This is a genomic window from Nannocystis sp. (genome assembly GCF_016714285.1).
GTDB lineage: Bacteria > Myxococcota_A > Polyangia > Nannocystales > Nannocystaceae > Nannocystis.
Window position 1 is genome coordinate 120,766 of record NZ_JADJNN010000022.1, and the last position, 15,403, is coordinate 136,168.

Annotated in this window: 13 protein-coding genes; 9 read left to right on the plus strand and 4 right to left on the minus strand. The window is 68.7% G+C overall.

Going from position 1 to position 15,403, the window contains the following annotated elements; all coding sequences use genetic code 11:
- Positions 1-197: 197 nt before the first annotated feature.
- Positions 198-1,082, plus strand: a complete 885-nt coding sequence (locus tag IPJ59_RS29190; protein ID WP_293246128.1) for a tetratricopeptide repeat protein — start codon at positions 198-200, stop codon at positions 1,080-1,082.
- Positions 1,083-1,098: 16 nt separating this feature from the next.
- Here the strand turns inward: IPJ59_RS29190 and IPJ59_RS29195 are convergent, their stop codons facing one another.
- Complete coding sequence (locus tag IPJ59_RS29195) at positions 1,099-2,700, minus strand: tetratricopeptide repeat protein (protein ID WP_293274209.1); 1,602 nt, start codon at positions 2,698-2,700, stop codon at positions 1,099-1,101.
- Between the two features lie 713 nt (positions 2,701-3,413).
- On the opposite strand from IPJ59_RS29195, the gene IPJ59_RS29200 reads away from it, so the two are divergent.
- The gene (locus tag IPJ59_RS29200; RefSeq protein ID WP_293274210.1) at positions 3,414-4,136 is read left to right on the plus strand and encodes a metallophosphoesterase family protein; all 723 of its coding nucleotides are present in this window, start codon (positions 3,414-3,416) and stop codon (positions 4,134-4,136) included.
- Between the two features lie 65 nt (positions 4,137-4,201).
- Here the strand turns inward: IPJ59_RS29200 and IPJ59_RS29205 are convergent, their stop codons facing one another.
- Positions 4,202-5,284, minus strand: coding sequence for an SMI1/KNR4 family protein (locus IPJ59_RS29205; protein ID WP_293274211.1), 1,083 nt, complete (start codon positions 5,282-5,284; stop codon positions 4,202-4,204).
- Between the two features lie 115 nt (positions 5,285-5,399).
- On the opposite strand from IPJ59_RS29205, the gene IPJ59_RS29210 reads away from it, so the two are divergent.
- Entirely contained in the window at positions 5,400-5,579 is a 180-nt protein-coding gene (locus IPJ59_RS29210; protein WP_293246140.1) for a type 1 glutamine amidotransferase family protein, read from the plus strand.
- On the opposite strand, the gene IPJ59_RS29215 is transcribed toward IPJ59_RS29210, so the two are convergent.
- Positions 5,576-6,409 carry a c-type cytochrome gene (locus tag IPJ59_RS29215; RefSeq protein WP_293246143.1) on the minus strand — a complete coding sequence of 278 codons (834 nt, stop codon included), beginning with the start codon at positions 6,407-6,409 and terminating at the stop codon, positions 5,576-5,578. The genes IPJ59_RS29210 and IPJ59_RS29215 overlap by 4 nt on opposite strands.
- Before the next feature lie 220 nt (positions 6,410-6,629).
- Here IPJ59_RS29215 and IPJ59_RS29220 point away from each other — a divergent pair, with 220 nt between their 5' ends.
- From IPJ59_RS29220 to IPJ59_RS29230, 3 genes are all read left to right on the plus strand, one after another.
- Positions 6,630-7,421 (plus strand): hypothetical protein, encoded by a 792-nt coding sequence (locus tag IPJ59_RS29220; protein WP_293274212.1) that lies wholly within the window; start codon positions 6,630-6,632, stop codon positions 7,419-7,421.
- A 1-nt stretch (position 7,422) separates the two neighbouring features.
- Entirely contained in the window at positions 7,423-8,469 is a 1,047-nt protein-coding gene (locus IPJ59_RS29225) for a hypothetical protein (protein ID WP_293274213.1), read from the plus strand.
- 74 nt (positions 8,470-8,543) lie between these two features.
- Positions 8,544-9,305 (plus strand): SIR2 family NAD-dependent protein deacylase, encoded by a 762-nt coding sequence (locus IPJ59_RS29230; RefSeq protein WP_293274222.1) that lies wholly within the window; start codon positions 8,544-8,546, stop codon positions 9,303-9,305.
- A 78-nt stretch (positions 9,306-9,383) separates the two neighbouring features.
- Here the strand turns inward: IPJ59_RS29230 and IPJ59_RS29235 are convergent, their stop codons facing one another.
- On the minus strand, positions 9,384-9,839 hold the full coding sequence (locus tag IPJ59_RS29235; RefSeq protein WP_293274214.1) for a hypothetical protein: 456 nt from the start codon (positions 9,837-9,839) through the stop codon (positions 9,384-9,386).
- A gap of 373 nt (positions 9,840-10,212) precedes the next feature.
- On the opposite strand from IPJ59_RS29235, the gene IPJ59_RS29240 reads away from it, so the two are divergent.
- The 3 genes from IPJ59_RS29240 (at position 10,213) to IPJ59_RS29250 (ending at position 15,385) form a co-directional block, all read left to right on the plus strand.
- Positions 10,213-10,878 (plus strand): RNA polymerase sigma factor, encoded by a 666-nt coding sequence (locus IPJ59_RS29240; RefSeq protein ID WP_293274215.1) that lies wholly within the window; start codon positions 10,213-10,215, stop codon positions 10,876-10,878.
- 51 nt (positions 10,879-10,929) lie between these two features.
- A complete protein-coding gene (locus IPJ59_RS29245; RefSeq protein WP_293274216.1) occupies positions 10,930-13,947 on the plus strand; it encodes a serine/threonine-protein kinase in 3,018 nt (1,005 codons plus the stop codon).
- A 262-nt stretch (positions 13,948-14,209) separates the two neighbouring features.
- Positions 14,210-15,385 carry a hypothetical protein gene (locus tag IPJ59_RS29250; RefSeq protein ID WP_293274217.1) on the plus strand — a complete coding sequence of 392 codons (1,176 nt, stop codon included), beginning with the start codon at positions 14,210-14,212 and terminating at the stop codon, positions 15,383-15,385.
- Positions 15,386-15,403 lie beyond the last annotated feature (18 nt).

The window sequence follows — 15,403 nt, forward strand, 5'->3', positions numbered from 1 at the left end:
CTCTACACGCGCCGGCGGCGGCAGGCAGTCGGGCGCAATCGGACTCGGACCCAACTCCTGCCGTCACCGCCCGTTTGGACGAGCCATGTAAACGCCATTGGACTCCAGTCAATCGGTCCAGGGCATTCCATTGTGTCGACCAATGGTTCGCGCAGAACGATGTCGACGCCGCGCTCCGTGGCTATGAGCGACTGCTGGTGCGTCGTGTCTCGGACGAGCGCGCCGCTGCATACGATTTCGCGGAAGCGTCCGCGATGTTTGGGCGGAGCGACGCGGCGCTGGCCAGCGTTGCCGAGCTCGACGCGCAGCGACCGACACGGTTGATCGTCGAGGGCGTGCTGGCGCTGCACCACTGGATGCGGACCGGCGAGGCTCGGCATGCTGACGTGGTCCGTCGCTCGTTCCAGATGTTGCTCGCACGTCAACCCCAGAACCCATACGCGCTCGTGCTGGGCTTGCGCTACTTCCTCCACGCCGCGAAACTCGAGCCACTCATGCTCGGGCTGGCGTGGCAGACCTGCCAGGAGCGCCTGTCCTGGCTCGAGAGGGGCGATCAGGAAGTGGTCGGGCGGGCCGAAGTGCTGGCCCGCTGTGCCGAGGTCGCGCTCGCGTCCGACCGACCCAGCGAAAGCCGCCGGCTGTTCGCTCGGGCACTGGAGATCGATCCCCATCAGGCGGAGGGCCGGCTGCGCTGGGCCGGGCTCGAGCTCGACGCTGGCAACGTCATTGTGGCCGCCGAGCTGTTTTCAGCGGCCACGAATGCCCCGCGCAGCTATCATCGTCTCGCGGCGCAGATGGGGCTCGGGGTGACGCGTGCACGCATGCGCGACGGCCCGGGTGCTGAAAAGGCATATCGGGAGGCGATCACTGCTTTTCATCAGTGGGCTGCGCCGGAGAACGGCGCGCTGCCCAAGGAGATCCTCTATAATCTTGGCGTGGTGCTTGCGAGCAGCGCCGACCCGCTGCTGCGTGGCGAGGCGCGCGAACTGCTGCAGGAATTCATCGCGCGCCCCGACGCCGACGAGGTTCGCGCACTACGCTGCCGGCAAATGCTCCATGAGCTGAAGGGCGAGTTTCCGTAGCTCAAATACTCGCTTATCAGCCGGGGATCGGGATCTTCGTATATTCCATGAGGTCATCCTGGCGCCGTGTCAGCCGTCCGACCCCGGCGCGGCAGAGGTCACCAATCTGATCGGCGTCACGACCCCACGCTGCAATCGCCTTGAGGCAGCGCCGATAGTCCTCGAATGCCTGGCGCCGGCGCGAAGACGCCAGGTCGCGCAATGATATCACTAGCGATGAATCGGTGTCGCCGGCCCGGAATGCAAGCAAGACGGTCTCGAGCAGCGATGTGTCGGCTTCGTACACCTGGGCCTTCCGGGCCGAGGATCGGGCGATGTATCGGTCGTGGAGCTCGGTGGGGACAGCCGCGAGCGCGCCGTCGTAGGTGGCCGTCATCGATTCAACCTCCGAGCTACGACGGGCGAGCCATTCGCGGGTACGCGTGGCCTCGAAGGACACCGGTGGCCGCTTCGCCAGCGCGGACTCGGCCCCGAGGTCCCCCTTGAGGAAGGCCAGCTCCAGGCGAGCATGCGCCAGCTCGACCGCTTCGATGTCCAGCGGCGGTCCAAACTGGGCGGACGGCGGTGCGGCGGCCTTGAGCAGCGTCTCGGCGGTGCCCAGGTGCGCGCGCGCGCGCACCAGCGAACGCGATTCACGTGGCAGAACGCGGCCAAGCATCTGGCCGGGCACGAGCTCGACGCACAGGTTGTCGCCCCGGGTCGGGCACGATTCCAGGAGGGACATGCGAGCAGCGATCAGGTGGGCCAGGCCGAGGCGCAGGTTGCCGCCCGACGGGCCGAAGCGATGGATGAACTGCATGGTATTGGCAAGTGTCGCATCGCTCGCCGAGAGCGCACGAAAACGGACCGCGATGGCGAGTTCCCTGGCTCCGGCGTCACCATCGAGGAGTGCCTCGATGGTGGCCTCGGGGAGCTTCTTCGTGACGAAGGCCAGGGTCACCCAACGACCGCGTGCACCCGGAAGCCGCGGATCACCACGCCCGTGTTCGACGAACTGCGCATAGTCATCGCGGGCGCTCTCTAGATCGAGGATGCCCTCGTGGGTCTCGGCCAGCGCCAAGCGCACGTCCTGAGCCGTCGCATGTTTCGGGTACAACGCGAGGTGTTGTGAGAGTAGCTCGAGCGCACGATCGACCTCCCCTCGGGCTCGCCGCCCCAACGCACCCTCTAGCATGAATTGGGGGGTCTCGGGGTGCTCCGCCCCGAGCATTTTGGCCAGCGCCTCCGAGTAGATACAATCGATATGCTTGTCGCAGACGGTCGCGCGGCTCTGGCGGTACACCCAGATCCGCAATTGTGGAAGGACCCGACGTATCTCCTCAGCTTCCGGAGAATTCTCGGTCCACAGGGGGCGCTCGACGATGTCTTCGATGACCACGGACAGAAGCGGCCTGGCGCTCAATGACAGCGAGGATTCGCGGTCTCCGGCGCCAGCGTAGAGCCCGTGCAATAGCAAGAGCGCGGCCCGGGCACTGTGCGCTGGATCGTAGCGCTCCGACGCCAGCATGTGGAGTTCCGTGGTGAAGAGGTGCTGAATATCTCCCAGCGAGAGGTTGAGGTCAGACCATTCCACGAGGATCTCCGCGTCCGGCTGGACCGCCGCGGCCCGACAGCTCACCAGATAGTCATCATATGCCCGCAGCAGGGCGGCCTCCTCGGCGGTTGGGCTGCGTCGGAGCAAGGGAGACGGAGAAGACCGACACGGGGTCTTCCCATCGGTGATGCAGCCGTGGGTGTGGTGGTCCCATCGCGGTCTCTGCTCAGGGGCAGGCCGCGCTACCTCGATCCGGGCTCGCGCCGCTACGACCGCCTGCAGTTCAGAGCCCTTCGTTGGAGCGTTCGCATTGGGTGGCGAGGCGACGGGCCGCGTCAGGTCTGGGAGGGTCGCCGGCGCGTCCGGGGTGTTCAGTGGAGGGGCAGCGGCATGGCACGCGCCGACGACGAGGACGCCCAGAATTGCGAGGAGGCCTCGGGTCACGACAGGAGCATGCATGCGCACCTTGAGGTGCATGATACATGAAGGAACGACCGTTGTGTGTTCGGCGGCCCGTTGCTCCGAACAGGCAACGACGTGCCAGCTTCAGCCTTCCCGCGGGCACACCGACCGAAAATTACCAAGCGGCCGTGGCTCGTTGGCCGCAAGGCGTCTGCGCAGCTCGGCGCCGATCTGGTCACGAAACCGCACCAACATCTGCTGCCAGGCGTCGACCTCGGTGGGTGCGGCGGCGACCGGGGAGCGCAGCCCTGAACGCCCCGCTGGTGGGCACTGCGCAGCCCGTGAACCCACGCACCGGTGTGGCCCGAACCCCGCTATCCTGTGCGAAGGTCGTCATGCCCACCGACCCAACACCCGACACCCGAACACCGCGCAAGATCGGAGCCGTGCCGTCGCCTACTCCACTGCGTCGCTTCGCTGCGATCGGTGACGTGCACGCTGAGGACGCGCGCCTGGCCCACGTGCTGACCTGGCTCTCGGGACAGGATGTCGAGGCCGTGCTGTCGGTCGGCGACATCGTCGACGGCGCCGGTGACCACGACCGCTGCTGCGCCCTGCTGCGCGCCCACGCGGCGATCGTCGTGCGCGGCAACCACGAGCGCGCGATGCTCGCCAATCCGTTCGCGTGTCAGCCCCGGTTCATCGCCGACGACAGTCTCGCCTTCCTCGCCGCGCTGCCGGTGACGCGCCGCATGCCGACTCTGCGCGGCGAGCTGATGCTGTGTCACGGGGTCGGCGACAACGACCACGTGCGCCTGCATCCGCAGCACCAGGAGACCTCGCAAGCGGTGATCCACGCCCTCGATCCTCTGCTCGCCGACGCTGCGCTGCGCCTGGTCGTCGCCGGCCACACGCACCGACGCATGGTCCGGAGCTTTCCACGCCCTGTCGGCCCGCCGCTGATCTTCGTCAATCCCGGGACCCTTCACCGCGGATATCCGGCCAGCGTCGCCATCGTCGACCTCGGGCGCGGCCAGGTCGAGTTCCACGAGGTACTCGCCGAGCCGGGCAGCCCAATCCTCGTTCAGCCCGCCGAGGTCGTTCCGTTGCGGGCTTAGCCATCCGCGTGCTGGGGCCCGTGTGATTGGTCGATCGCTGTGATCGAAGGGCGCACGCGAGCGCGTCAGCGGCGGCCACCGGCGTGTAAGGGTCGGCCCGGGACCGCGAGCAGCGATCGTGCCTCCTCGTGGCGTCCGAGCGCTTGCAGCGAGGCCGCCATCCGGGCGCGGTAGGACGGGGTGTCGGCGAGCCGGGCCCCGCTGGCGAACGCCGGGGCCAGGGTGTCGACGACCTCGGCGTGGCGACCCCGGTTCGCCAGCAGTTCGCCGAGCGCGAGTCGCAGCGCCGGGTCGGCGAGCGGGTGCAGGGGATAGCCATATGCGAACAGGCCGGCGTAGCGGGCGATCCGGAGGGCGGTGAATGGCAGTGCGATGATATCGGGGGTCTCGAGCGTGGTCGCGCCGAGGGCCTGTGCGCGGGCGATCGCCGCGCGCATCTGCGGCCAGTCGCCGCGCAGCGCCGCTTCGGCGGCGAGTCGGCGCCACACGTCGAGATCGTCCGGTGCACCCGCGGCGGCGGCGACCAGCGCACGCAGGGGCTCGAGCTCGTGGTCGGCCTGGGCGAGCGCTGCGTCGAGCCAGCGCTCGTACCAGGTGACGAAGCGCAGCCCGGTCGGAACGTATCTGCGCGCCTTCCAGAGGATCAGCGCCATGCACCCCGGTGCGGGGCCGTGGAGGTCGAGCACGAACTCGCCGCCGAGTCGCTCGCTCGAGCCGCCGATGGCCAGCGTTCCGGGCACGCCCCAGCAGCCGCCGTAGCCGAGGCAGTCCGGCGCCTTGAGCTCGAGCATGGTCGGGGCGAAGGGGCGCGCGGCCAGCACGTCGCTGGACCAGGTGTCCCGAAACACCCGCAGGTCGGGGCCGCCGTCGCCGACGTGTCGCACGAAGCCGCGGAGGTCAGGTGGCAGCGCGACGCCGACCCAGCGCTCGAACGCGGCGACCTCGGTCGCGGACAGCGGCTCGCCGAGGTCCCAGAAGTGGTCCGCGCGGGGGAGGAGATACGCCGGCATGGTCTCGTTCAGGCGCGCCAGTTTGGACCGCAGTCGCTGCCAGTCGTCCGCACCCGGGGTCGGCTGCGGCGGCGCCGGCTGGGCATACAGCGCCAGCGTGCGCTCGACCAGCTCTCTGTCCTGCTCGCGCGGGTGCATCGCGCCACGGTATCACGGCTCAAGGCGCACGCGGTGGGGCCTGCGAGCCTGCGGGGGCTCGGTTGAGCGCGCGATGCTGCAGTCGCCGGCGAGGATGTCACGATAGACAGCGACGGTGGCGTCGCGGATCGCGATGTACGGGAAACTCGAGCAGGCCTCGGTGGTCGAGGACGGCAACCTGATCACGAGTCAGGGGCCGGGGACGTCGTTCCTGTTCGCGCTGGCGATCGTGCGACGCGTGGTCGGTGAGCCGCGGGCGGCGGAGGTCGAGCGCGGGCTGGTGTTGCCGCGCTAGTCGAGTCGCCAGGGGCCCTGGGCGAGCGCCTCCGGCAGGCCCTCGCAGGTTTGCCGGTACGGGTCGGGTAGGCAGCGGAACAGGGCGACGATCGCTTCGAGCTGTTCATCGTCGAGTTGCCCCACGTACGAGGGCATGGGAGTCGGATAGCCGAACAGCGGGAACGCGGTCGGGGCGAACACCGAGTCGCGGATCAGGGCGATGCCAGGTTCGCCGTGGACGCGGAGCATCCGGCCGTCCGAGGCCATGGCGATCGAGCCCCAAAAATTCCGCAGCGGCGGACCGGCCCCGGGGGCGTCGAGGGCGTGGCAGTTCATGCAATTCCGCGTCCTGAGCAGTTCGGCGCCGTGCGGGGCGGGGCGGGACTCAGGTTCCCACTCCCCCCAGAGCTCGTACTTCCACCAGTCGTCGGCGGCCTCCGGAGACAGGGCCAGGAGGTTGAGGGTCATGGCTTCGGGGTGCTCGGGCAGGCACTCCTGCACGCAGCGAGAGCGCCACTCGCCGGCGGTCTGCATGGTCACCCAGACCTCAGCGGGGCGTTCGGGCGAGGCGACGATGTCGAGGCCGAGCTGGGGGAAGTAGAGGCGATGCTCGCGGTCGTCGCTGGCGATGACGAGCTTGACCGGCGTGCCGACGGGCAGTGCGATTCGGTTGGTGGCCCGCGTATCGTACCAGCGAGACGTCCAAAAGTAGCGCTGGCCGTTGAGATAGATGGTGTCCTCGGGGGCCCAGGTGGCCGGGGCCTCGCGGGCGATCGAGATCGGGTCGACGGAGTTGCAGGCGGAAAGGACGACCGCGAGCAGGGGCGAGGTGCGCGAGGCGAGTGGCATGCGGGGGACTCCCGAGGGTCGCACGGCCGTGTCGCCGTGTCGCGCCCAGGCGGGCAGAGCCGCGCCGCATGGGCTGCTCACGGCCCCGCATTTGCGTCGGGCGCACGCCGAAATCTTCGGCCGCCATGATGGTGACCGCGGCCGCGGCCTTATGGACCCCTGGCTTGACCCCGTTGGAAAAAGCGCTGACCATTCGAAGGTGTGCTGCTTCTCCGGGGCGATGGGTCCGATCCGCGTCGACTCCACCAAGATCTTCGCCAGGGCGGCGGGCGGGCGGCAGTTGCTCGTCTATTCGATGCGCCTCGACGCAGCGCAGGATGTAGCGATGATCCTGCCGGTGCCCGTGCCTGCGGGCGCTGGTGAAGATGCGCTGCGGTTCATCGACCTGTCCGGGCGGGAGCATTTCTTCGACGCCCTCGACCGGTGCTGGCCGAAGATTCTCGGGCTCAGTCCGCAGCGCCAGCCGCAAACCTTGGTGGTGCGCACAATAGGCTCCTTCGAGGCATCCTACGTTCCGACGGTCGCGGACTTCGCTCGGCTCGATCCCCGGTTTCGCCTCGCCAAGGGGGTCTGGCAGGCGTTGCCCATGTACGCAGATTGGGGCTTCGCTGTGTTTCGTCTGCGAGCCGGTGCCCAACAGGTGCATCCGATGGCCTTCGACTTCCCGACGCGTGTACCAGGCGCGCTGTACTTCCCGACGGTGCACGTGCACGACGGGCGCTGGCATCGAAAGGCGCGCTTTGCCCACACGCTCTACTTTCAGGGCCCGCGGCGGATCGAGCCATTGACCGAGGTGCTGGGGCACACGCAGCCGAAGTGGCGAAGCGAATGGTACGCAGAGGTCACGGGACCTCCTCGTCAGCTCCTGGGCCCGCAGCTCGGGCTGGAATTCGACCAGATCGTAGATCTCGACCTCCGGATGGTGCGCACGTACCTCTTCGGTGACGAACCCAACGCCGACGTCTGGCTGGCCGGGCCTCGCACAGACAACAACTGCTCAAGGAAGCGGTGATATGGCATCGATCGATGACTTCCAGGTACGTGCGCTTGGCGAGGGCCGCTACGAGGTCCGTAAAGCCGGCAGGGTCTTCGCCACCACCACGGATCCCGACTGGCTCGCACGGATGTTCCCGGGCACCGCGCCGAGCCAGCCGATCCTCGACGCGTTGCTCACCGAGACCACTCGTGTACGGGTGTGGTCGGGCGGCGCCGAAGATGACCTACTCCCGGACGCGCAATGCCTCGCCGACATCGACCTCCCCGCGGCGCTGGCCTTGTTTCGCGCCCTGCTGGTGCTCGCGGGTCGTGCACCGCAGGCCCCAAGTACCAGGGGGCCGACGCTCGAGTTGTTGAGCGCCGCCGGCGAACGGGTGGCGCTGCTCGTGCTCGGCCGCGGGCAAGCGTTGCGCTGGAAGGGGCTCGCGGACGGCTGGCAGCACTACGACGATGGACTGAACGGCTGGCTCGAGGATCACGGCGTTGTTCAGCCAAGAGCCGAGTACTTCGCGGACATCAGGGACCACAAGCGCTGGCTCGCCGCGTCCGATGACTGGTATGACGCCACCCCCGCCGAGTTGTCGGCGATCGTGTGCAATGACCTGTACGCTGCGTGCGCTCGGGGCGATCTCCGGCCCGCCCTTGCTGCCCTTGCGATGGCTCGACCGAAGGTCATCGACCAGATGCGAGCGCTGCTGCGGTGGTTCGGCAGCGGGGTGTCGACCTGGAACGACTTCCCGGCGTACGAGCTGTGTGCCGAGGTGCTTCTGCGGACATTTCCGTGGGACGCGTTGCTCGCCGTGGTCGCGGCAGATACCCTCGACGATCGTCAGCTCGACGGTGCGACGCGGCTGCTCGTCGCAGCGGAGCATACTCCGGCCTTCCCGCCGTGGACGCCACGTTTGCGTATCGTCCGGCCGCCCAGTGTCGCCCCGATCGCCGTGCCTGTGGCCGCGTACGTGCGAATCGTCGCGCACTGTCGCAGCAGCGAGCGCCTGGAACCCCATCTCGCCGGTCGGTTCAAGGTGCTCGACGAGGCTGGAACTGGGGACAGACAGAAGTGACCTCAGGCCGGCTGCGTTGATGGCCGCGCGCCGAGAGGGTCGCCGCCTGCGCAGGCACTCCGCCGCGTCCGCTGCTGGTCGTCACTGGCGCCGGGGTCAGCCTGGCGAGCGGGATCCCGACATTTCGCGGCACCGACCCGGGCGCGGTCTGGGCCAATGATGTCACCGAGCTCGGCACCAACAAGTACTTCGAGCGGGATCCCGTCGGCTCGTGGCGCTGGTACCTGAGTCGCTTCGCCAGGCTCGGCGACGCCCGCCCGAACCCGGCCCACCATGCCCTCGTAGCGCTCGAGCGCTGGCATGTCGCGCGTGGCGGCGAGTTCTTACTCGTCACCCAAAACGTCGACACCCTGCACGACGACGCCGGCTCGCAGGCGCTGGTCCACGTGCATGGCCGGGCCGACCGGGTCCGCTGCGCCCGCGTCGGCTGCGAGCACGGCGCGCCGCATGGCTCGCTGCCTCGCGACGACGCGGCGTCGCAGGCATTCATGAGTGACCCGACCCTCGCCACCGTCCCGTGCTGTCCGGTCTGCGACGCGTATCTGCGCCAGCACGTGCTGTGGTTCGACGAGTATTACAGCGACCACCACGACTATCAGATCGAACGGGTGCTGCACGCCGCCGAGCGCGCGGATGTCGTGCTGTTCGCTGGCACTTCGTTCGCGGTGGGGATCACCGACATGATCCTCGAGCGCGGCCTCTCGCGGGGCGCCGCGATGTTCTCGATCGACCCCGTCGGCCGCGCGCCGCACCGTCGCGTGCAGGCGATCACCGCACCCGCAGAGGCTGCGCTGCCCGCCCTGTGCCGCGGCCTCGGTGCGGTGGCCAATGCTTGATCTCGGGCCGGCGCTCGAACACCAGCACGCCCGGTGTAGGACCTCGAGTGAGGCAGCCGCGCGGCTCGACGTGCAATGTCAATAATATGTGCTCTTGATCAGGTCCTGCTGCTCCCAGAACGGAGATTTTGCGGTTGTATAGCGCTGCAGACGGGCGATGTGCGCCGCCTCCGTCGCCGGCGCTGCCGCGCCGCCCATGACTTCTTTTAGCACCCCGAAGACGTACGCGAAGTGCTCGTTCGCATCGATCCCTGGCATCGACACCCCGTCCGCGCCGCAGCCGACCGCGCGGCTCGCCGCTCGCGCGACGTTATAATCCCACGCGCCGTAGAGTGTCATCGCACGGGTCGCCGACCGCTCATTGTACATGCGGATCGCCGCCTCCGCCTCGCCGACGTGCGTCGTCCGCGACATCGCCAGCAGGCCGAGCGTCCCGAGCCGCGCGGTCAGCTCCCCCAGCACTGCAAGTCCGGCGACTGCGATGGTGCATACTGTCGTGTGGTGGGCGAACTGTCGCGCGGTCACCTGCGCCATGTGTCCGTACATGATCAGCGGTCTCCGTGACGCGCCGCGACTCGCCCCAAGCTCCGAAGTGAACATCTCGAGCACCGTGTCCGACAATCGTCACCTCCGACCATCCGCATTTCGCGTTCATGATTGACAACCGCTATCATAGAATCGCTCGATATCGTCGAGCGCCGCCGTCTACAAGCTATCAGGGCTGGACAAGCCGTGTCAAGGTTGACAATGCCCTGAGCAGACCCTCCCTGCCCGATGCTTCGCTTCCCCAGCGCGCGCGGGTGCGCCGATGGATGCGCGCTTCCGCGACGAACGTTGTGAGCTCCGTGGAGGGAGCTTGACAGTGCGCCATCCATCGGCGACGTTTTGTGCCAGCGTTTTCTGCGCAATGACCATCCGCACGGATCACACGGACCTCGATCTCCTGCTCGGCTGGCGCCGCGGCGATGCCCGGATGGGAGCCGAACTCTACGATCGCCACAAGACGGCAGTCACCAATCTGTTTCGCCGGAACGTCCAGAGCAAGCAGGACGTCCCCGATCTCGTGCAACAGACCTTCCTCGCCTGCGTCCACGGCAAGAACGATCCCGCGATCACCGGGAACGTGCGAGGCTACATCCTCGGCATCGCGTTCCATACGATGACCGCGTTCTTTCGGCGTGCTCGCACAGCGCCGACGCTCGGCATCGAGAACGGGCAGGGCACCACGCTGGCATCGATTGAACCCGACCCAGAGTATCTCCTCACCCTCGGTGATGAGCAGCGCCTGTTGATGAAGGCGATCCGTCGCCTTCCGATTGAATACCAGGTGATCATCGACTTAAATAACTGGGAAGGGATCACCTGCGACGAGATCGCGGCCATTCTCCGGATCCCCAAGGGCACTGTGCGCAGCCGCCTTCAACGCGGTCGTGCGGCGCTCGAAAAGAACCTCGCTGCGCTGGCGGACTCGCCCGATATGCTGGCTGCCACGACGATGTCCCTCAGCGGTTGGCAGCGCGGGATACACGCATGGATCACAGCTCAGGCGGGCCCGGCCGACCCCGCCGACTGATCGTCTCAGGGCTTCATGACCAGCCCCTGACAATACAAGGCCCGATCGGGTATGTCCGTCATCGAAGATAGTTCCCAATCTCTGGACCATCGCCCTGGCGTGATTCCAGTCGGCCGGCAGGACAGCGACGGCCGCGAGGTGGAGGGTGCCGTCCGCGCTCGGCTGTCCGGCGCTGACCTGACCGACTCGACTTCGGGGGCAGGCGTCGAGCCGGCGACCCAGTCGCCTGGACGATCCCCGGAGTTGACACGCGGCACCGTCGTGGGCCGCTATGTCCTTCTCGACAAGCTCGGGGCGGGCGGCATGGGGATCGTGTATGCGGCTTACGACCCGGAGCTCGATCGGAAAGTCGCGCTCAAGCTGCTGTTGCCTGGCAGAGGTGGCAGCGAAAGCGGGCGGGCCCGACTGCTGCGGGAGGCCCAGGCGCTGGCCAAGCTCACGCACCCGAACGTCGTGGCGATCCACGACGTCGGGACCCACGACCAGCAGATCTGGATCGCCATGGAATTCGTGCCCGGTCAGACGCTCGGCGCGTGGGTGAAGGAGCGCCCGCGTCGCTGGCCGGAGCTGCTGGGCGTCCTGACGGACGTCGTTCGCGGCGTCGCAGCCGCACATGTGGTCGGCCTCGTCCACCGCGATCTCAAGCCCGAGAACGTGATGATCGGACGGGACGGCCGGGTCCGCGTCATGGATTTCGGCCTGGCGCACGGTCGGTCGCTGGCGGCGGCTGAGCAAGAGCTCACGATGAGTTCTCCCGCCATGGAATCAGCGCAATCCGATTCGATGCTCGCCCGGACGCTCCCGGCTGATTCCAGCCTGCAGCCGGAGATTGCCGCGCTGGCACTGCGGCTGACACAGGCAGGTTCCATCCAGGGCACTCCGGCTTATATGGCGCCGGAGCAGTGGCGCGGCGAGGAGGCCACCGCAGCCGCAGATCAGTTCGGGTGGAGCGTGATGGCCTGGGAACTGCTGTATGGCGAACGTCCGTTCGACGGAGAGAACGTGCTGGCCCTGGCCGCCAATGTGGTGGCGGGCCGGCGAAGGCCTCCGCGCAAAGGTCGCTCGGTTCCCGGCTGGCTGCGGAGGGTGATGGAGCGCGGGCTCGCTGTCTCCGCGGAGCAGCGCTGGCCGACGATGGCCGCGCTCCTCGCCGAGCTGGAGCGCCGCCGGGCTCCGCTGGTCTATGGCATCGCGATTGTCGCGGCCGTGTCCGCTCTGGTCCTCGCCTGGCCGTCCTCCGCGCTCGACCCCCGAGCGATGTGTGCACAGGCCGGCGCACGGGTCGCCGAGCTGTGGGATGCCGATACACGCGAGCGGCTCCACGAGCGCGTGCTCGCCAGCAAGGCGCCAGGGGCCGACACGGCGGCGGCGACGATCGTCGCCGGACTCGATACATATGCGAATGCGCTGAGGTCGATGCGCATCGCCGCCTGCGAGGCGACGCATCTCCGCGGCGAGCAATCTCTGGACCTCCTCGATCGCCGCATGGCCTGCCTCGATCGCCGCGGCGAGGATCTGCGCGCGACGGTCGCGCTGTTCGCTGCGGTCGAGGCCGGCGCTGTCGAATCGCTGGCGCGGGCGGTCGAGGAATTGCCCGGGCTCGCGGCGTGCGCGGACCCGGAGTACCTGCGCGCGGCCTGGCCACTGCCAGAGGAGCCGGCCCTGCGACGTGCCGCGCTGGAGACCCGCGCCCAGCTGGCCGAGATCAAGGCGTCGCTGCTGGCGGGCCGCTTCGCCGCGGCCGAGCAACTCGCCCGCACCGCCGCGGCCTCTCCGGGCGCACAGGTCCACCTCCCGTTCGCGGCCGAAGCAGCGCACTCGCTCGGCGTGGCGACCCAGGAGCGCGGCCAGCTCGCCGAGGCCGAGCGCGAGCTCTCGCGGGCCCTGCACCTCGCGGACGCCGCCCGCGATGACGCACTCCGTGTCGACGTGCTGTTCCGGCTCGCGCGCAACGCCAGCGAGCGCGGCCGGCCCGACGATGTCCGGCGCATCCTCGACGACCTCGCGGCCGTGGCCCGCCGAGTCGGCACGCCGGAGGCCCGGGCGCAGCACGTCGAAATGTCGCGGGCGTTCGCCCGATCGCGCGGCGAGCTGGCGCGTGCGGTCGAGCTCGCTCGCTCGCTGCTCGCGCTCCGTGAACAGATCGGGCAGCCGCTCCAGACCGCCGAGGCCGCCGCGGGGCTCGGGGCTCAGCTCCTGAATGCGAGCCGCTACGCGGAGGCAGAGCCACACCTGCGTCGCGCTCAGGAGTCCCTCGCGCGCCTCCTGGGCCCCGAACACCCGAATCAGGCCCGGCTCCTGGCGAATTTGGCGGCGGTCCGAATGGGCACAGGACACCCGGACGAGGCGCTACCGATGTTTCGGGAGGCGCTCGAGATCCTCGTCGCAGCGGGTCTGGGGGAGCAGCCCGAGGCGTTGACCATGCGTAACGCCATCGTCGCCGCGTGGACCGAGCTCGGCCGCTACGACGAGGCCTATGCGGAGCTCGAGCGCCTGCTTGTCCGCAACGAGAAGGCGCTCGGCGTCGAGGCCAGGCAGGTCGGCACGCTGCTCTACAACCTCGGCGACAACCGCCAGAAGGCCGGCGATCTGGCATCGGCGGTCGCGTGGCTGCGCAAGGCGCTCGCCCACGCCGAGCGAAACCGCGGGCCCGACCACATCTGGACCGCCAACTGCCGCTGGGGGCTGGCCGCCGCGCTCCTCGAGCAAGGTGATCCAGACGAGGCGCTGCCGCTGCTGGTCGCCGCGTTGCCGGTCCAGCTCGCCGAGACGGGCCCCGACTCGGACGACACTTCGTTCACGCGGCTGTCGCTGGCCCGCGCCTACCTCGAGCTTGGGCGCCCGTCCGAGGCTCTGCCCCACGCGGAGGCGTGCCAGGACTACTTCACCGATTACCCCGACCTGGTCGACCGCGCCAACGCGCGGCTCTACCTGGCCCGCGCCCTCCATGCGCTGTCCCGCGATCCCGGGCGGGTGGCCGAGCTCGCGAAGCGGGCGCGCGAGGACTTCGCCGCGGCGAGGCATGATGTGGGGCTCGCGGCGGTCGATCGCCTGCACCTTGTCCCGTGATCTGCAAGGTGACCAACGATGCCCTGCGAGGAGTCGGCCGCCACCCTCAGGGCCTACCTCGACCGATACCTCCCGCGTCCGGACCTCGATCGGCGGCGCGTCCCAAGCGAGCGAAGACGTCCAGACCCTCCACCACGGCGACCAGGCGCATGTCGCCAGCGGTGATTGCCAGGCTGATCAACCTCCACCGGACGATCTAGAATCACCGCGACCCTGGGCGGTGCCAGCCGATGGACCCGTTCGTGGCCTCGAAAGGCCGATCATGACAGGCACCACCTCCCTCGATAAGAAAGCTGTCGACGACGAGCTCGCATCGCTGCAAGCGCGTGTGCGCTGCGGGGAGCCGCGACGGCGTGCGCCCGGAGAGCCGCTGCGCGCGCGGATCGAGGCACTGGCGGAACTCTATCGCACGGGCCAACAGCGGGCGATGCTGGAGCGGATCGCCGCGGAGCGAGACGCTGCTGGGCCGGTGTGGTCTGCCTACTGGGACGCGCTGTACAGCGGCCTGGACCCTGATCCGGAGCTGTGCCGCGAGGAGATCTCGGGCCGCGACTCTTACCGGATTGCCATCAATCTCGAGATCCTGTGTACGAACCACGGCCAACCGCTGGCCAAGGCCATCCTTCGGGATCTGGGTCCGCGATACGGGAGCCTTCCGCCCGCCATGCGCCGGGTCGTCCGCGAGCTCGGCAGGGGCCTCGATCCTCGCGAGGATCTGGATGCCCGGCTCCTCCTGGTGGACCTGCTCGAGCGCTGGGACATCGATCAACAGAGCGGGGAGGGGTTCCTGCATGCGCTATCGCGGGCTGGGCTGGATGTATGCCTGCCGCTGCTGGAGCGGCGCCTCGGCACTTGCGTGAACGATCAGGCCGTCGTCGCCGCGCTCCTCACCAACCGCCGCGAGACGGCGCCGTCCGCAGCGTTGCGAGAGGCGCTCCGCGAATGGAAGGACCCCTCGTGGCTGGTCTTCCAGGTCGTTCTTCGCGGCGACCGGGAGGCCGTGGGAGCCCTGCGCAGGGCCTGGGTGGGTCTCCCGCGAGGCGGCATCGCGGCACAGATGGTCGATCTCGGGCTCGCGGCGCTCGGTGGCAGGGCGCCGGTGCCAGCCTCCCTGCTGTCGACGCTTCGCAAGCACGTGTACGACCGCTTGCATCCTCCCATGCCCAGCGAATTCTCCGCGGATGGAGCGTCCAGGGACACGTCGAAGCCGATGCCCTCCCTGAGCGAGCGGTTCCTCGAGCACGTATCCAGGCGCTACCTGGGAGACCCATATGATCGGCTTGACGAGTTGACGCGCTGCCCCGGGCTCGATCCGCGGTTCTCGCCAGATCTGGCGCTGGTCATCCTCGCCGAGGCGGCGCGCGGAGATGCACGTGCGAAGCTCCGTCGCGCGGCGTGTCACGCGATCTGGAATCTGGGGCTTATCGAGATCGATTGAACGGTTGTGAGAACGTAT

Coding starts and splice junctions, on each gene's coding strand:
- IPJ59_RS29215 (WP_293246143.1), bottom strand. CDS start 6,409: ATGCCACTCGCCTCGCGCACCTCGCCCCTGCTCGCGGTCGTCCTTTCC.
- IPJ59_RS29200 (WP_293274210.1), top strand. CDS start 3,414: ATGCCCACCGACCCAACACCCGACACCCGAACACCGCGCAAGATCGGA.
- IPJ59_RS29220 (WP_293274212.1), top strand. CDS start 6,630: ATGGGTCCGATCCGCGTCGACTCCACCAAGATCTTCGCCAGGGCGGCG.
- IPJ59_RS29250 (WP_293274217.1), top strand. CDS start 14,210: ATGACAGGCACCACCTCCCTCGATAAGAAAGCTGTCGACGACGAGCTC.
- IPJ59_RS29235 (WP_293274214.1), bottom strand. CDS start 9,839: ATGGCGCAGGTGACCGCGCGACAGTTCGCCCACCACACGACAGTATGC.
- IPJ59_RS29225 (WP_293274213.1), top strand. CDS start 7,423: ATGGCATCGATCGATGACTTCCAGGTACGTGCGCTTGGCGAGGGCCGC.
- IPJ59_RS29205 (WP_293274211.1), bottom strand. CDS start 5,284: ATGCACCCGCGCGAGCAGGACAGAGAGCTGGTCGAGCGCACGCTGGCG.
- IPJ59_RS29240 (WP_293274215.1), top strand. CDS start 10,213: ATGACCATCCGCACGGATCACACGGACCTCGATCTCCTGCTCGGCTGG.
- IPJ59_RS29245 (WP_293274216.1), top strand. CDS start 10,930: ATGTCCGTCATCGAAGATAGTTCCCAATCTCTGGACCATCGCCCTGGC.